This window comes from Sphingobium sp. OAS761, from assembly GCF_024168485.1.
GTDB lineage: Bacteria > Pseudomonadota > Alphaproteobacteria > Sphingomonadales > Sphingomonadaceae > Sphingobium.
The window spans coordinates 118347-135743 of sequence record NZ_JALJVY010000004.1 but is presented as its reverse complement, the minus strand read 5'-3'; the positions used below and the strand labels follow the sequence as shown (position 1 = coordinate 135743).

At 63.1% G+C, this 17397-nt stretch carries 12 protein-coding genes and 1 pseudogene; 9 read left to right on the top strand and 4 right to left on the bottom strand.

Features of this window, described 5'->3' with window-relative positions:
* Window positions 1–52: 52 nt before the first annotated feature.
* Window positions 53–1468, bottom strand: a complete 1416-nt coding sequence (locus tag J3E64_RS06870; RefSeq protein WP_253341703.1) for a short-chain fatty acyl-CoA regulator family protein — start codon at window positions 1466–1468, stop codon at window positions 53–55.
* A gap of 121 nt (window positions 1469–1589) precedes the next feature.
* Here J3E64_RS06870 and J3E64_RS06865 point away from each other — a divergent pair, with 121 nt between their 5' ends.
* The 9 genes and pseudogenes from J3E64_RS06865 to J3E64_RS06825 form a co-directional block, all read left to right on the top strand.
* Window positions 1590–3122, top strand: coding sequence for an acyl-CoA carboxylase subunit beta (locus tag J3E64_RS06865; RefSeq protein ID WP_253341343.1), 1533 nt, complete (start codon window positions 1590–1592; stop codon window positions 3120–3122).
* Window positions 3123–3135: 13 nt separating this feature from the next.
* Entirely contained in the window at window positions 3136–3579 is a 444-nt protein-coding gene (gene mce, locus J3E64_RS06860; protein ID WP_253341341.1) for a methylmalonyl-CoA epimerase, read from the top strand.
* 112 nt (window positions 3580–3691) lie between these two features.
* A complete protein-coding gene (scpA, locus tag J3E64_RS06855) occupies window positions 3692–5845 on the top strand; it encodes a methylmalonyl-CoA mutase (protein ID WP_253341339.1) in 2154 nt (717 codons plus the stop codon).
* Between the two features lie 2 nt (window positions 5846–5847).
* Window positions 5848–6843 (top strand): biotin synthase BioB, encoded by a 996-nt coding sequence (bioB, locus tag J3E64_RS06850; protein WP_253341701.1) that lies wholly within the window; start codon window positions 5848–5850, stop codon window positions 6841–6843.
* 130 nt (window positions 6844–6973) lie between these two features.
* Window positions 6974–7255 carry a hypothetical protein gene (locus J3E64_RS06845; protein WP_253341337.1) on the top strand — a complete coding sequence of 94 codons (282 nt, stop codon included), beginning with the start codon at window positions 6974–6976 and terminating at the stop codon, window positions 7253–7255.
* Window positions 7255–9252 carry an acetyl/propionyl/methylcrotonyl-CoA carboxylase subunit alpha gene (locus J3E64_RS06840; RefSeq protein WP_253341335.1) on the top strand — a complete coding sequence of 666 codons (1998 nt, stop codon included), beginning with the start codon at window positions 7255–7257 and terminating at the stop codon, window positions 9250–9252. Before J3E64_RS06845 ends, J3E64_RS06840 begins: the two co-directional genes overlap by 1 nt.
* A gap of 142 nt (window positions 9253–9394) precedes the next feature.
* Window positions 9395–10069: a DUF2490 domain-containing protein gene (locus tag J3E64_RS06835; protein ID WP_253341333.1), complete on the top strand. Its 675-nt coding sequence runs from the start codon at window positions 9395–9397 to the stop codon at window positions 10067–10069.
* Window positions 10070–10075: 6 nt separating this feature from the next.
* The gene (locus tag J3E64_RS06830) at window positions 10076–10447 is read left to right on the top strand and encodes a tRNA-binding protein (RefSeq protein WP_253341331.1); all 372 of its coding nucleotides are present in this window, start codon (window positions 10076–10078) and stop codon (window positions 10445–10447) included.
* 62 nt (window positions 10448–10509) lie between these two features.
* Window positions 10510–10651, top strand: a pseudogene (locus tag J3E64_RS06825) (IS3 family transposase); the annotation flags it as partial.
* A gap of 121 nt (window positions 10652–10772) precedes the next feature.
* On the opposite strand, the gene ligD reads toward J3E64_RS06825, so the two are convergent.
* The 3 genes from ligD to J3E64_RS06810 all read right to left on the bottom strand — a co-directional run bounded on the left by ligD (window position 10773) and on the right by J3E64_RS06810 (window position 17381).
* A complete protein-coding gene (gene ligD, locus J3E64_RS06820) occupies window positions 10773–13292 on the bottom strand; it encodes a DNA ligase D (protein WP_253341329.1) in 2520 nt (839 codons plus the stop codon).
* Between the two features lie 184 nt (window positions 13293–13476).
* Window positions 13477–14340 carry a Ku protein gene (locus J3E64_RS06815; protein WP_253341327.1) on the bottom strand — a complete coding sequence of 288 codons (864 nt, stop codon included), beginning with the start codon at window positions 14338–14340 and terminating at the stop codon, window positions 13477–13479.
* 359 nt (window positions 14341–14699) lie between these two features.
* On the bottom strand, window positions 14700–17381 hold the full coding sequence (locus tag J3E64_RS06810; RefSeq protein ID WP_253341325.1) for a sensor histidine kinase KdpD: 2682 nt from the start codon (window positions 17379–17381) through the stop codon (window positions 14700–14702).
* Window positions 17382–17397: the final 16 nt, after the last annotated feature.

Genomic DNA, 17397 nt, shown 5'->3' with positions numbered 1-17397 from the left:
TGAAAAGTGAATGGCCGCGCCGATAGCGCGTCCGTCGCCGCTTGGCCAGCCGTCAGCCGATCCAGTAGGGCACGATCTGGCGATTGTCGGGGTCGACGCGGATGGGGCGATCGGCCGGCGGAAAGGCACGCTGGTCGCAGCTCTGGCGCGGACACAGGCGACACGTGATCCCTATGGGGGTTGCCGCGCCCTCCACCTCCAGTTGCAGCCCGTCGGCATAAACGAAATTCGCCGCATGCGCGATTTCGCAGCCCAGCACCACGGCATAGCGGCGGGGCGTGCGCTTGTAACTGCCCGACGGCTTCACCAGCCCCTTGGCCATGGAAACATAGCGAACCCCATCGGGTGTTTCCCCCAGTTGTACGTTGATCCGGTCAGGGACCGCCACCGCTTCATGCACGTTCCACAGCGGACACGCCCCGCCGAAACGGGCGAACTGCAACCGCGTGGCACTGTGCCGCTTGGTGATGTTGCCCGCCATGTCGACCCGGCAGAAGAAGAAGGGGATGCCGCGCAGCCCCGGGCGCTGAAGCGTCGACAGCCGGTGGCAAGCCTGTTCGAAACTGACGCCGAACGTCCGCGCCAGCCGATCTATGTCATGCCGCATCTCCCGCGCGGCCTCCCGGAACGCGGCGTAGGGCAGCAACAATGCACCTGCGGCATAATTGCCCAGGCCGATCGCCAGCAGCCGGTCGGCGCCGGGTACGGGCAAGGCGGCGCGGGCGACCACATCTGCGATCACCGTCTGTCCTTCCAGCATCATCAACTGATGCGCCAGCATGAACTTGCGGCTTTCCGTGGGAAGCGCGGCGTTGATGAACAGCCGCCGGTCCGCGGCGCGATAAGCGCGCAGGGCGCTGTCGGGCGTTTCCGCAATCACCGTTTCGATGCCGTGCCGCCTTGCCAGCGCCTCGACAAGCATACCCTCGTCCAGAACCTGGCCCTGCGCGAAGCTTTCCGCCATTTCCTCGGCCAGGCAATCGAGGGCATGGACGTAATTGCCGGCCTCGTGGAACCAGTCCCGCGCCGCTTCCCAGGGCAGGCGTGCCTGCACCGCATGATCGTTGGCGATCGCCTCCTCGATCATGTTGATCCGCTCGTTGGCGCGCATATGGGCGTTGTACAGGTCGACATAGCGGGCCGCGAATTCAGGGAATTGCAGGTGCAGCTTCTCGATCCGCTCCGGCTCCATCGACGCGCTCGGCAGTTCGGGATGAGTCAGCGCGAACGTGAAGGCACCAAGCAATTGCTCGTCCTGGCGGCTGTCGAAACTGGCCCAGTCGGTCGGAAAGGCGCTGGCCACCGCCGCCTTGACCTTGGCCGTCAGCGGACGATCGTCATTTTCCAGCTGAGACAGATAAGACACGGAAATGCCAAGCGCCTGTGCCATGGTCGCCTGGTCCATCCGGTGGTCCAGACGCAGTTGGCGCAGGCGTGGACCTGCAAAGATGCGGTTGCCGCGAGCCATCATCCGTCCTTAGTTTGCGAAGTCGTGATTTGCAAATTGGCAAATTCGCATTTGCGAAAAGCGCGGAAGACTGGAAAGGCGGAATCTGTCGGCCGCCTCAATTTCGGAGAGATGCCTCACTATGTCGAAACTCGCCATCATCGAACAGCTGGAAGCAAAGCGGGACGCCGCGCGTCTGGGCGGCGGGCAGCGCCGCATCGACGCCCAGCATGCCAAGGGCAAGCTGACCGCCCGCGAACGGCTGGACGTGCTGCTCGACGAAGGCAGCTTCGAAGAAGTCGACATGTATGTCGAACATAATTGCGTCGATTTCGGCATGGATGAACAGCATATCCCGGGCGATGGCGTCGTCACCGGCTCCGGTACGATCAACGGCCGGCTGGTGTTCGTGTTCAGCCAGGACTTCACCGTCTATGGCGGCGCGGTGTCGGAGCGGCACGCGATGAAGATCTGCAAGATCATGGACATGGCGATGAAGGTCGGCGCGCCCGTGATCGGCCTCAATGACTCGGGCGGTGCGCGCATCCAGGAAGGCGTGGCATCGTTGGGCGGCTATGCCGAGATTTTCCAGCGCAACGTCCTGGCCTCGGGCGTGGTGCCGCAGATCAGCCTCATCATGGGGCCGTGTGCGGGCGGCGCGGTCTATTCGCCGGCGATGACCGACTTCATCTTCATGGTGAAGGACAGCAGCTTCATGTTCGTGACCGGCCCGGACGTGGTAAAGACCGTCACGAACGAGATCGTCACGCAGGAGGAACTGGGCGGCGCGGTGACGCACACGACCCGCTCCGGCGTGGCCGACGTCGCATTCGAGAATGATATCGAAGCGCTGCTGGCGACCCGGGATTTTGTTGACTTCCTGCCAGCCTCCAACCGCGAGCCGGTGCCCGAGCGTCCGAGCGCCGATCCGTGGAACCGGATCGAGGAGAGCCTGGACACGGTGATCCCAGCCAACGCCAACCAGCCCTATGACATGCACGAAGTCATCCGCAAGGTGGTGGACGAGGGCGATTTCTTTGAGGTGCAGCCGGCCCATGCCGGCAACATCCTGTGCGGTTTCGGCCGGATCGAGGGCAAGACCGTGGGCATCATCGCCAACCAGCCGATGGTGCTGGCGGGCGTGCTCGACATTAACTCGTCCAAGAAGGCCGGGCGCTTCGTGCGCTTCTGCGATGCGTTCGAAATCCCGATCGTCACCTTCGTCGACGTGCCGGGCTTCCTTCCGGGGACGGCTCAAGAGCATAGCGGCATCATCAAGCATGGCGCGAAGCTGCTCTTCGCCTATGCCGAAGCGACCGTGCCGAAGATCACCGTCATCACCCGCAAGGCCTATGGCGGCGCCTATGACGTCATGTCGTCGAAGCATCTGCGCGGCGATTTGAACTATGCCTGGCCGACTGCCGAGATCGCGGTGATGGGCGCCAAGGGCGCGGTTGAGATCATCTTCCGCGGCAAGACGGCGGACGAGATCGCCGAGCGCACCGCGGAATATGAAGCGCGCTTCGCCAACCCGTTCGTGGCGGCGAGCAAGGGCTTCATCGACGAGGTGATCCAGCCGCATTCGACCCGCAAGCGCATCGCGCTGGGCCTGCGCAAGCTGCGTAACAAGGCGCTGGAGAATCCGTGGAAGAAGCACGACAATATTCCGCTTTGAAGAAAGGACAGCCATGAAACTCGGCCGTCTCAACCATATCGGCGTCGCCACGCCGTCGCTCGAAAAGAGCATCGCTTATTATCGCGACATCATGGGCGCGACCAAGATACACGAGCCGTTCGACCTGCCCGCGCAGGGGGTGAAGGTGTGTTTCGTCGATACGCCCGGTGAAAACGGCACGGCGGGCACGCAGATCGAGCTGATCGAGCCGTTTGACGAGAACAGCCCGATCACCGCCTTCATCGCCAAGAACCCGGCCGGCGGGCAGCATCATATGTGCTACGAAGTGCCGGACATTCTTGAGGCCAAAGCCTGGTTCGAGGCGAAGGGCGCCCGGGTGCTGGGCGAGCCGCGCATCGGCGCCCACGGCACGCCGATATTCTTCGTCCATCCAAAGGACATGAACGGGGTGCTGACGGAGATCATGGAGACGCCGAAGGACGGAGCCGGTCACTGACTCCGTCAATCCGGACTTCATCCGGGGATCCCGCTTCCCTTTTTAGCGGGACGAACGAAAACGGCCTCCTGAGCCAAGCCCGGGGTGCCGAAAGGGTAGGGTAGGGATTGCAATGACCGACAAGCCGACGCTGGACCAATGGGCCGCCGCCGCCGCCAAGGAAGTGAAGGGCAAGGACCTGAACTGGGATACTCCGGAGGGTATCACGGTAAAGCCGCTCTATACTCCCGAGGACGTGACCGTCGATCCGGGCCTGCCGGGCTTCGCCCCGTTCACGCGCGGCGTGCGCGCGTCCATGTATGCGGGCCGTCCCTGGACCATCCGCCAATATGCGGGCTTCTCCACGGCCGAGGAATCCAACGCCTTCTACCGCCGCAACCTGGCCGCCGGGCAGAAGGGGCTGAGCGTCGCCTTCGACCTCGCCACCCATCGCGGCTATGACAGCGACCATCCGCGCGTCACCGGCGACGTCGGCAAGGCGGGCGTGGCGATCGACACGATCGAGGATATGAAAATCCTGTTCGACGGCATCCCGCTCGACAAGATGTCGGTTTCCATGACGATGAACGGCGCGGTGATCCCGATCCTGGCCTTCTTCATCGTCGCGGGCGAGGAGCAGGGGGTCGACAGGAAGCTGCTCGACGGGACCATCCAGAACGACATCCTCAAGGAGTTCATGGTCCGCAACACCTATATCTACCCTCCCGAACCCTCGATGCGGATCATTTCGGACATCTTCGGCTACACCTCGCGCGAGATGCCCAAGTTCAACAGCATCTCCATTTCCGGCTATCATATGCAGGAAGCCGGCGCGACGCAGGTGCAGGAACTGGCCTTCACCATCGCCGACGGCGCGGAATATGTGCGCTATGGCGTCGCCTCGGGCCTCGACATCGACAAGTTCGCCGGGCGCCTCAGCTTCTTCTTCGCCATCGGCATGAACTTCTTCATGGAGATCGCCAAGCTGCGCGCCGCGCGCGTGCTGTGGCATCGCGTCATGACGAAGCTGGGGGCGCAGGACGAGCGCAGCAAGATGCTGCGCACCCACTGCCAGACCAGCGGCGTGTCGCTGACCGAGCAGGACCCCTACAACAACGTCATGCGCACCACGATCGAGGCGATGGCGGCAATGCTGGGCGGCACCCAGTCGCTCCACACCAACGCGCTCGACGAAGCCATCGCGCTGCCCACCGACTTTTCCGCCCGAATCGCGCGCAATACGCAGATCGTGATCCAGGAAGAGACCGGCATGTGCAATGTCGTCGACCCGCTGGGCGGCAGCTATTATGTGGAGGCGCTGACCCAGCAACTGGTCGACGCCGCGCAGGAGATCATCGACAGGGTCGAGAGCGAAGGCGGCATGGCCAAGGCGGTCGCGGCCGGCTGGCCCAAGGCGATGATCGAGACCGCCGCCGCCGCCCGCCAGGCGCGCGTCGACCGGGGCGAGGACGTCATCGTGGGGGTCAACAAATATCGCCTTGCGAACGAAGACCTGCTCGAAACGCTGGAGGTCGACAACAGCAAGGTGCGCGAAGCCCAGATCGCCCGCATCAACCGGGTGAAGGCCGAGCGCGACGAGGATGCGTGCCAGGCCGCATTGCAGGCGTTGCGCGATGCCGCCGCCGCGCCGCAGTCCATCGAAACCAACCTCCTTGCCCATGCGGTCGAAGCCGCCCGCGCGCGTGCGACGCTGGGCGAGATTTCCGCGGCGATGGAGGACAGTTTCGATCGCTACGGCACGCAGCCGACGCCGGTGAAGGGCGTCTATGCGGCGCCCTATGAAGGCGATAGCCGCTGGCAGCAGGTTCTCGACGGAGTGCAGGCCGTCGAACGGCGCCTCGGTCGCAAGCCCAAACTCCTCGTCGCAAAGATGGGGCAGGACGGGCACGACCGGGGCGCCAACATCATCGCATCCGCGTTCGGCGACATGGGCTTCGACGTCGTGTCCGGGCCGCTGTTCCAGACGCCGGAGGAAACGGTGGTGCTGGCGCTGGACAGCGGCGTCGACGTGGTCGGCGCGTCGAGCCTTGCCGCGGGGCACAAGACGCTGATCCCCGAACTGATCCAGAAGCTGCGCGAACAGGGGCGCAGCGACATCAAGGTGATCGCCGGCGGTGTCATCCCGCCGCAGGATTATGACTACCTCCGTGACGCGGGCGTGCAGGGCATCTATGGTCCTGGCTCCAACGTCGTGGAGTGCGCGGCCGACGTGCTGCGCCTCCTCGGCCACAACATGCCCCCTGCCGGGCTGGAGGACGCCGCTTGAACATGACTACCCCCCGCACCGACTGGACCCGCGACGAGATCGCCGCGCTGTTCGACATGCCCTTCAACGACCTGATGTTCGAGGCTCAGTCGATCCACCGCGCCAATCATCCGCGCAACGAGGTGCAGCTCTCTACCCTGCTGTCGATCAAGACCGGCGGCTGCCCCGAGGATTGCGGCTATTGCTCGCAATCGACCGAGGCGGACAGCGGCCTGAAAGCCACCAAGCTGATGGATGTGCAGGCCGTGCTGCAAGCCGCCGCGCAGGCGAAGGACCATGGATCGGGCCGTTTCTGCATGGGCGCGGCGTGGCGCAACCCCAAGCAGCGCGACATGCCCAAGCTGGTCGCGATGATCCAGGGCGTGCGCGAAATGGGCATGGAAACCTGCATGACGCTGGGCATGCTGGATGAGAGACAGGCGAAGCAGTTGGCCGACGCGGGGCTCGATTATTATAATCACAATATCGATACGTCCCCGGAGAATTACGCGAACGTCATCACGACGCGGACCTTCGAGGACCGGATCGAAACGCTGGAAAATGTCCGCAACGCCGGCATCAATGTCTGTTGCGGCGGCATCGTCGGCATGGGCGAGACGCGGAGCGACCGCATCGGCTTCCTCCACGCGCTCGCCACCATGCCCCACCCCGAAAGCGTGCCGATCAACGCGCTGGTGCCGGTCGCTGGCACGGTGCTGGGCGACATGCTGAAAGACACGCCGCTCGCGAAGATCGACGAGGTGGAGTTCGTCCGCACCGTCGCCGTCGCGCGGATCGTGATGCCGCAGTCGATGGTGCGCCTGAGCGCAGGCCGCGAGAGCATGTCGGAAGCCTGCCAGGCGCTCTGCTTCATGGCCGGCGCGAACAGCATCTTCACCGGCGACAAGCTGCTGACGGCGGCGAATGCGGGCGACGACAAGGACGCGATGCTGCTGGGCAAGCTGGGACTGACGCCGATGATGGCCCAGCCGCACGGCCATCTGGAGGCGGCGGAGTGATCCGCGCGCTCACTTCCGTCACCCCGGACTTGATCGGGGGTCCCGCTTATTCTCTGGCGCTGCGAGGCAAGAAAGCGGGATGCCGGATCAAGTCCGGCATGACGGCGAAGTGCGCGATTGAACCGGCTTGATGTTCCTCGCCGTTACCTTGATCTCGATGGCATCATATTTGATGCTTGGGCCCTGGCTGCTGTATCGACAGCAATTCTTGGTCGGTGCCCTGTCGATGTGTCTGGCCGCTGCCGCCCCACTATTTGCGCAGGTTGCTCTCACTGACTCTGACATGCCGGGAACGGCTCTACTCATGATGATTATGCTGCCACTTCCGGTACTCATCTTCATGGGGCGAATATTATTTCTGATGGTGCGTGCTGTGCGCCAAACCTTTCAAAACTGGGGGCAGGTAGCCTAATGATCAAAAAAATCCTGATCGCGAACCGTGGCGAAATTGCGTGCCGTGTCATGCGGACGGCGAAGAAAATGGGGATCGCGACCGTCGCGGTCTATTCCGATGCCGATGCCCGCGCGCCGCATGTGCTGATGGCCGATGAAGCCGTGCATATCGGCCCGTCGCCCGCCGCCCAGTCCTATCTGATCGCCGACAAGATCATCGAGGCTTGCAAGGCGACCGGCGCCGACGCGGTGCATCCGGGCTATGGTTTCCTGTCGGAGCGGGAGAGCTTCCGCAAGGCGCTGGACGCGGAGGGGATCATCTTCGTCGGGCCGCCCGCCAATGCGATCGCGGCGATGGGCGACAAGATCGAGTCCAAGAAACTGGCGATGGAAGCGGGCGTCAACGTCGTGCCCGGCTTCGTCGGCGTGATCGACGACACCGAACATGCCGTGAAGATCTCCAACGAGATCGGCTATCCGGTGATGATGAAGGCGTCGGCCGGCGGCGGCGGCAAGGGGATGCGCCTTGCCTATAGCGAGCAGGATGTCCGCGAAGGGTTCGAGGCGACCAAGCGCGAGGGGCTGGCCTCCTTCGGCGACGACCGCGTCTTCATCGAGAAATTCATCGAGAGCCCGCGCCACATCGAAATTCAGGTGCTGGGCGACCAGCATGGCAATATCGTTTACCTGAACGAACGCGAATGTTCGATCCAGCGCCGTCACCAGAAGGTGGTCGAGGAAGCGCCGTCGCCCTTCGTGTCGCCGGAAATGCGCAAGAAGATGGGCGAGCAGTGCGTCGCGCTCGCCCGCGCGGTCGGCTATTTCAGCGCAGGGACGGTCGAACTGATCGTCAGCGGCGAGGACAAGACCGGCGACGGCTTCTACTTCCTGGAAATGAACACCCGGCTTCAGGTCGAGCATCCCGTCACCGAGGAGATCACCGGCGTCGATCTGGTCGAGCAGATGATCCGCGTCGCCAATGGCGAGAAGCTTAGCTTCACGCAGGCCGACGTCAAGATCAACGGCTGGTCGATCGAGAACCGCGTCTATGCCGAAGATCCCTATCGCGGCTTCCTGCCCTCGACCGGTCGCCTGATCCGCTACAATCCGCCCGAAACCGGTACGGACGAGTCCGGCGCGCTGATCCGCGTCGATGACGGCGTGCAGGAAGGGGGCGAGGTCTCCATGTTCTACGACCCGATGATCGCCAAGCTGATCACCTGGGCGCCGACGCGGCTGGAGGCCATCGACAAGCAGATCGAGGCGCTGGACAAGTTCGAGATCGATGGCCCCGGCCACAATATCGATTTCGTCTCCGCCCTGATGCAGCATGAGCGCTTCCGCTCGGGCAACATCACCACCGGCTTCATCGCAGAGGAGTATCCCGAGGGCTTCCACGGCGCCCCCGCCTCGCCGTTATTGCTCAAGCGCCTGTCCGCCATCGGCGCTTTCGCGGCTATGGCGCAAGCCGACCGTGCCCGCCGCATCGACGGCCAACTCGGCAAGCGGCTGTCGCCGCCGACCGGCTGGCAGGTGAAGATCGGCGACGCGGTGCATGATGTCGTGATCGACGGCGACGATGTCACCGTGGACGGCGATCCCATCGACATGGCGCTGGAATATACCCCCGGCGACCGCCTGATAGAGGCGGAATTCGGCGAAGATGTGCTGGCGGTCAAGGTGGCCCCGGTCCGGTCGGGCTTCGTGCTGACCTGCCATGGTGCCAGCCACAAGCTGCGCATCCTGCCGGCGCACGCCGCGCCCTTCGCCAAGCACATGATCGAGAAGATCCCGCCGGATCTTTCGAAGTTCCTGATCTGCCCGATGCCCGGCCTGCTGGTCGCGCTCAACGTCAAGGAAGGCGACAAGGTCGAGGTCGGCCAACCGCTCGCCGTGATCGAGGCGATGAAGATGGAAAACATCCTGCGCGCCGGCAAGGCCGGCACGGTCAAGAGCGTGTCTGCCGAGCAGGGCGAAAGCCTGCCGGTCGACGCGATCATCCTGGAACTGGAATGAGGGCAGGGGCGGCCGACCGGACATCTGCCCGCCACCCCTGTAAATCGCTTGTAATTTCCTGTTTCCGACCGGCCGCGCGCTTGCGTGGCCGGTACGGGCGACATAGCCGACGGCGCAATTTCCACATGCAGGAACGCCGTCCATGCGCCGCATCTTTTCCGCTCTCTGTGCACTGTTCGTCGCCGTCGCGGCCCATCCCGCCAGCGCGGCAGAGGATGAACAATTCTGGATACAGGCGATAGCACAGGGGGACGTCGACGGCCCTGTCGTCTATTTCGCGGAAATACAGTCGCGCTTCGGCGCGGACGCCAACGGTCTTGACCAGATGCTGCTGCGCGCCGGGCTGGGCATTCGGCTGAACGGCGCGATCACCTTGTATCAGGGCTATGCACATGTCCGCACGTCGCAGCCCAGTGTCGGGGAGACGCGCGAGCATCGCAGCTTTCAACAACTCAACTGGTCGCTCGCCCGCTTCGGTGGAAGCCGCCTTTCGTCGCGCACCCGGCTCGAACAGCGCCGGGTGGAGGGTCGCGACGGCACAGGCTGGCGAATGCGCGAAATGTTGCGGCTGGCCGTGCCGCTGTCCGATGGCGGCGTGGCTGCGCTGGGCTATGCGGAAGCCTTTTTCGCGCTCAACGAAACGGGCTGGGGCGCGCGCAAGGGGTTCGACCGTGTGCGCAGCTTCGCGGGACTGGAACTGCCGTTATCGGGCAGATCGACCATGGAGGCCGGCTATCTCAACCAGTATGGGCGCCAGCGCGCGCGCGCCGATGATATGGATCATGTGCTTCTCCTGACGCTGCAATTGCGGCATTGAAGGAAAATGCACCTGCTCCATGATCCCGCTGCGCCCGCCGCCGATCTGATCGCCTTCGACGATTTCCTGAAGGTCGATATCCGCGTAGGCACGATCGTTTCGGCCGAGCCATATCCAGAAGCACGCAAGCCCGCCTACAAGCTGCTGATAGATTTCGGCCCGACCATCGGCCGCAGGAAATCCAGCGCCCAGATCACCGAGAACCACGCGATAGCGGATCTGCCCGGCCGCCAGGTGGCCGCCGTGGTCAACTTTCCCCCGCGCCAGATCGGCAAATTCATGTCGGAAGTGCTGACCCTGGGGTTCGCAGACGACGCTGGAGCCGTGACCCTGTTTGCGCCGGACAAGGCTGTTCCCAACGGATCGCGCTTATTTTGACAGCGGGAGGCGCCGCATCCGTTTCCGTTTTCGACCGATTTTGGTTGTTACGTTTCCCGGTCGATTATTCGCGCTACATCATCCGCTGAAAGCTGTGCGCCAACATACGGGCCGAGCAACTCACCGATACGCTGGATCTCGCTCAAGGCTTCGGGTTGCGACAATGCTACCGTGCTGCACAAGCCCTGGCTGCTATCGAACCACAAGAGCCTGAACAACGTGACCCCGGCCGAGGCCTACTTCGCCAGCGCCATCATCAGAGCGAAGAGAAGGGATATCGGTTCCTGCGCGGGCGCAGCCTCCACCCCTTAGGTAGCGAACAACTTCAGAAACCCGGCAAAGGCTGCTCGACAACGCCCCAGCCTTTGAGCGCCTTGCCTGACGCACGTTCGGACAGCGCATCGCCATCGCGGATCGTAAAGCGGGTGGGTGCTGCGATATCGCGCAACTCTTCCCAGCCGACCGGCGCAGCCACGGGCGCATCGGCGCGGGCCCGGGCCGAATAAGGGACGACAGCTGTGGCGCCCCGCTGATTGCGCAGCCAGTCGATGAAGATCTTGCCCTTGCGCTTGGCCTTGCTCATCGTCGCGACGAAGCGGTCGGGTTCGGCCAAGCTCAACGCTTCGGCGAAACGGCGCGCGAAATCCTTGTGGGCTTCCCAGTCGTGCCCCGGCGTCAGCGGTACGATCACATGCACGCCCTTGCCGCCCGAAAGCATGGCAAAGCTGACAAGGCCGATATCCGCAAGATGCCGCCGCAGGTCGAAGGCCGCCTTTTTTACGTCCTCGAAGTCGAGCCCTTCGTCGGGATCGAGATCGAAGATCATCCGGTCGGGCGCCTCGACATCGTCGACATGCGCGCACCAGCCGTGAAATTCGATCGTCCCCATCTGCACACAAGCGAGCAGACCGGCTGCTTTCTCGACATAGAGATACTCCTCAACGCCGCCATCCTTATCGCGGATAGGCACATGCATGACATGCTCGCCGAAACTGCCGCTGTCATGTTTCTGGAAGAAGCATTTCTTCGCGCGGCCCTGCGGACAGCGGACGAGGCTGATCGGACGGCGCGCGGCATGGCGAAGCATGACCGGTGCGATGGCCTGGTAATAATCGGCGAGGTCGCCCTTGGTAAGATTGCCGTCCGGGAAGATCATGCGGTCACGGCTGGTAATTGTGACCTGCGCGCAATCCTGCTTCGACGGCGCCTTTTCGGCTTTCTCCGGTTTCACATTCGCTGCTTCCTTGTCGTTGCGCAGCCCGAGGAAAGACCCGTGCCTCACGCGTCCCTCGGCGGTGAATTCGGCAAAGGCGACCTCCGCCACCAGATCGGGCCGCACCCATTTCGCACCGCGCGTCTCGGCCACCGGCGTTTCCAGCGGCGGGGTCTTGCGCGAACGGCCATTCAGTTTCTTCGCAATGTCGCTCATCGTCCCGGCATCGAATCCGGTGCCGACCTTGCCCTTATACGTCAGCGCCTTCCCTTCATGCTGCGCCAAAAGCAGCGATGCGAAGGGCCGCCCTTTCGCCTTGCTCGGCTGCCACCCAATGATGACGAACTCCTGCCGCAGCGTGCATTTTACCTTGAGCCAGTCATGCGTTCGCCAGCCGCGATAGGGCGCGTCGGCACGCTTCGAGATGATACCCTCCTGCGCCGCCGAGCACATTGCAGAGAATAGTGTCTCCCCATCCCCTACGATATGATCGGCTAAAAAGATCGGCGGATGGGCATCGGCCAGCAACGCGGCGAGCATTTCCTTGCGCTCCAGATTGCCGCGTCGGGAGAGGTCTTCCCCATCGAGCTCCAGCAGATCGAAGGCATGAAAATCGAGCTGCCGGTCCTTTCCCTGCGCGCCATGTCCGCGCTTCAGCATTTCCTGCAAGGCGGAAAAGCTCGGGTTCCCGTCACTTCCCGGGGCTGTGATCTCGCCATCGATCAGGCAGGACGGCAGATCGAGTTCGGCCATCGCCTCGCAAAGCGGACCGAATTTGCCGCTCCAGTCCTGGCCCGAGCGGGTGTAGGTCCTCACGTCTTTCCCCGCGACCGCGATCAGGCAGCGATAGCCGTCGAACTTGATTTCGTGGAACCAGCCATTGCCGGTCGGCACGCTGTCCACCAAGGTCGCGAGCTGCGGTGTTCTGAAGGCAGGCGGCTTGATCGCCTTCGTCTTTCGCGGTTTGCGCGAAACGTCTGCATTGTGCCGCGCCGCCGAATTCATGGCCTTGGCGAAGCTGTCACCCTTCTTGCCTTTAAGGGACTGGGTTCCCTTCTCATCGCCCGCGATTTCGGTCATGCTGCGGCCCGTCAACACGCTGGTGAGACCCGTACCCACCAGATCGTCGCTACCGCCGGCATATTGGTCTTCGATCTTGCGGAGCAGCCAGTTCTCGCGCTTTTCGCCCTTGCGCGGCTTCATGCGGACGAGCAGCCACTCGCCCCTCATCCGCTTACCGTAGAGCACGAAGTGAAGATGGCCTTTCTCGATATCCTTCGCGTTCTTGCCCTCGACCGGCGCCCATGTCCCGCGATCCCACAGCATTACCGTGCCCCCGCCATATTCGTCCTTGGGAATGGTCCCTTCGAATTCTGCATAGGAAAGCGGGTGATCCTCCGTGCGCACGGCAAGGCGCTTATCCTCCGGGTCGACGCTGGGCCCCCGGGTAACCGCCCAGCTTTTGAGCACGCCATCAACTTCGAGCCGGAAATCGTAATGGAGCCGTGTCGCATCATGCTTCTGGACAATGAAGAGATTGCCCTTTCCCTTGCCCGCCTTACCGGCAGGCTCGCGCGTGCGCTTGAAGTCACGCTTGCGGTTATAGTCGGCCAGCAGATCTGTCGCCGTCACGGCTGCGCTCCTTCCCCGGCAACCAGCACTCCAAGCCGCCGATGACGATCAGCAGGCAAGTAGCGACAGCCGTCCCGATCGCCACCATCGAACCTCATGATGAGACCGGCCAATGTGGCGACGCCGCGCCGCAAGGCGATCTCGCGAGCGGACCGGCCGATCACCATGGGCGGGTTGAGGACCATCAGGCGCTTTTGCGCTTCCGTGGCGCTTTGGCGGCGGCGGAGGAGGAGGCCTTGCCTTTAGCCGATGACGATGTTTTGCCCTCGACCGATTGCTTGAGCGCGGCCATCAGGTCGATGACATTGGAGCCACGCTGGGCGGCAGGTTCCTCGACCTCCTCGATTACGCGCTTGCCCTTGGCCTTGGTCTTCTTTTCGATGAGCCCCTTGAGCGCGTCGATATAGCGATCGTGAAATTCGTCCGCTTCAAAGGGCGCGCTTTTTTTCTCGATCAGCGTTCCCGCCAAATCGAGCAGTTCCTTGTCGGGCTTGGCATCACCGATCGACCGGAAATAATTCGCGGCCTTGTTGACCTCGTCCGCATAACGCAGGATTTCGAGGACTAGACCGCGCCCGCAAGGCTTGAGGCTGACGAGCTGTTCGCTCCCACGGACGGACAGTTGCCCAACCCCGACCTTCCGCGCTTTGCGAAGCGCCTCGCGCAGGACGATATAGGCTTCCTCAGCCAGATCGTCGGCGGGAACGACATAATAGGGTTTTTCATAATAAAGGACGTCGATCTCGTCGGCATCGACGAACTGCACGAGCTCTAGCGTGCGCTTGCTTTCGAGCTTCACCGCCTCGATCTCGTCTTCTTCCAGCAGGACGTAATTGCCCTTGCCGATCTCATAGCCTTTGAGGATTTCGTCGCGGTCAACCGGGCCGATGCCGGGGACGACTTTCTCATATTTGACGGGCTTTCCCGACGGCTCGTGGATCTGGCGGAAGCTGATCGACGCTCCGCTTTTCACCGCCGGATAGATTTCCACCGGGATCGAAACGAGCGCCAGCCTTATCTGGCCCTGCCAATATGCGCGTGCCGCCATCTTCCGCTCCTTTCTCAGGCAAGAACGGCAGGGGATTGCAAGGGTTCCGGCGGATTGTTGACCGTTTCGGCATGACGATAATTCCACCCGTCGCATGGTCGCCCGCTTTGCAACGGGATGAGGAACGGGCAGCAGCGGCATCCGTTCGGATCATATCGGGAGGGGTTTGCTGAAACAACCAAACGGTCCGGACATTACCCGAACAAATGGAGACTGTCCGCCGTCAACGCCAATGGCACAGATTTGAGGTGGTGAATTATGGAGGGGTGGGGCTTCGTCGTAGTGAAGAAGGAACGGGATGCCGTCGCCCGACGAGTTCGAACGGCAGCAGATTTTGAAAGCGGAAGGCGTCTGGAAAACTAGGGGCTACTCTCTTCATCCTGCCCGGATGACACGACGTTTGCGGGTCCGAAGGTCAGAGTGAATTGGGCACCGCTGTCAGGATGATTGGCGGCCGTCACAGTGAGCCCCAGCGCCTCTGCGAAGCCTTTGACGATAGCGAGCCCCAGGCCGCTGCCGCCATGACGATCGCCACCGGAGCCTTGCGTGAATGTCTCGAAGATCGTTGCCTCTGTTCCAGGTTCGAGGCCAGGGCCGGAATCTCGCACGATAAGCAATACGGCGTCGGACGTACGCTTGGCGCCTAGCGTAATAGGTCCATCGTTGCCTCCGTGCTGGACCGCATTCGCGAGCAGGTTAATGAGAATGTGATGAAGCAGGCGTGCATCCGCTCGCACTAACGGCAGGTCCGGCGGGACCTGAAAATCGATGTGATGCCCGCGCAGCGTTTCCTTCAGGTCATGAACCGCGCTGGCGGCCGCGTCAGTCAGGTCTATCGGTTCGGGGGTCAGCTTCAGCGCGCCGGCATCGAGCCGGACCATATCAACCAGATTATCCAGGAATCGCCTAAGCCGTGCAAGCTCCGCGCGCGCAAGGGGCAGCGCCGCCGCGTCGGGATGTTCGGCCCGGATCGCCTCGATCGCGCTCGTGACGCCGGTTAGCGGTGTGCGCAGGTCGTGACCGATCGACGAGAGCAGTGCAGCACGCAGCCGATCGCGTTCTTTCAAGACCGACATGCCGCGCATCTCGTCCTCCAGATGCAGCCGTTCATGCGCCAGGGCAGCCTGGCCGACCAGCGTAGAAAGCAGCACGGCGCGATCTGCCGGTACTGGGTCGCGGCCATCGTCGCGCGCAAGGCCCAGCACGGCAAGCACGCCTAAGCTCGTCTTGAGCGGATGGAACTGCCAATCCGCCGATGGCAATGTGGAACTGCCACAGCCAGCGAGTTCGCCCCGGTTCCAAGCCCAATCGGCCGCGGCACGATCGATAGGATCGAGGCTGGGGGCTTCGGGCTGCGCAGCGATCGTCTGGAGCGATCCGTCCTTGTCCGCCAAGAGGATGGTCTGCACGTTCAAGAGGCGCGCTACCTCTTCACATACTGATCTGGCTGTCGCCTCACGGTCGGACGCGCGGGCCAGAACCTGCGAGAAAGCGGCAAGAGCCGCGCTTTCCTGGGCGCTTCGAACGCCGATCCTGGCCCGGTTTCGGAGCCTACCGGCCAGGTTGCTGGTAAAAGCGGCGACCGCCGTCAGGATCAGCATCGTCAGCACGCTTTGCGGCTCGGTGATGGTGAAAGTGAATGTCGGCACGAGGAAGAAGAAGTTGAAGGCCAGCGCGGCCGCGAGGCTCGCGACCAGGCCCGGACGCAGGCCGTACAGGCTCGCGGATATGATGACCGGAACGAGATAGAGAAGATCGACCGCACCGTTTCCGATCCAGGGCAAGGCGAGGACCGCCAGCCCGGTGGTCACCGTGAGCAGCAACGTGATGACGCCGTATGCCCGTGGGCTTCCCCACCCGCTGACAAGGTCTTTCAGGCCCCGTGCGGCATCGCCCTTCGCCGGGGGAAACGGAATGACATGAACGGCGACACCCTGCAGATGCCGGACGATTGCCTCGACGATCGAGCCATGACGCAACTCAAACCACCAGCTCCGCCGCGAGCGGCCGATGACGATCTGGGTCGCCCGCATCCCTTCGACCTGATTGCGCAGACCGGCAACGACGCTTTCCGCCGGCACGGTCGCGATGGTTGCACCAAGTGTCGCCGCCAGCCCCATTGCAGCAGCGATCCGGCGGCGCGCATCCTCGTCGAAGGCTTCGCTGCGCGGTGTCTCGATATGGACGGCCATCCAAGGCGCGCGCAGGGCATCGGCAAGGCGCTTCGCGCTCCTGACGAGGGCATCGGCTCCGGGCTGCTCGCTGACGGCGACGAGTATCCGCTCGCCGGCACCGAACGTGCCTTGCAGCGCCGTAGCATCCAAATCCTGCAGCATTTGCCGGTCGATACTGAGCGCCGCGCGGCGAAGCGCCATCTCGCGCAGGGCCGAGAGATTGGGCTTCGAGAAGAAATGACCGAGTGCGCGGGTCGCCTCATGGGGCACATAGACCTTTCCCTCCTTCAACCGTTCGATCAACTCGTCGGGTGGTAGGTCCACAACCTGGATCTCGGCGTTCTCGAACACGCTGTCGGGTACCGTCTCACGCACCCGGACGCGTGTGAAGCTGGCGACGATGTCGTTCAGGCTTTCGACATGCTGGATATTCAGCGTTGTAAAGACGTTGATCCCGGCGTCGAGGAGCTCCTCTACATCTTGCCATCGCTTGGGATGCCGGCACCCTTCGGCATTTGTGTGCGCATATTCATCGACCAGTGCGAGCGTGGGCTTGCGGGCCAAGACGGCGTCGAGTGCCATCTCGGTCAGCGTTCGGCCGTGATATTCGATCTGGCGGCGTGGGATGATCTCGAGGGGTTGGAGCAGCGCTTCGGTCTCCGCCCGGCCGTGGGTTTCCACGACCGCGACGGCCACATCGTCTCCCTCGGCCAGTAGCGCCGCGCCCTCCGCGAGCATCGCATAGGTCTTGCCGACCCCCGGTGCCGCGCCGAGGAAAATCTTTAGCTGGCCGCGCTCTTCCCGGCGCGCCTGACGCAGCAGGGCATCGGGAGAGGGACGTTTCTCAGGGCTCGCGCGATCTGCCATCGCATGTGCTTAGCCT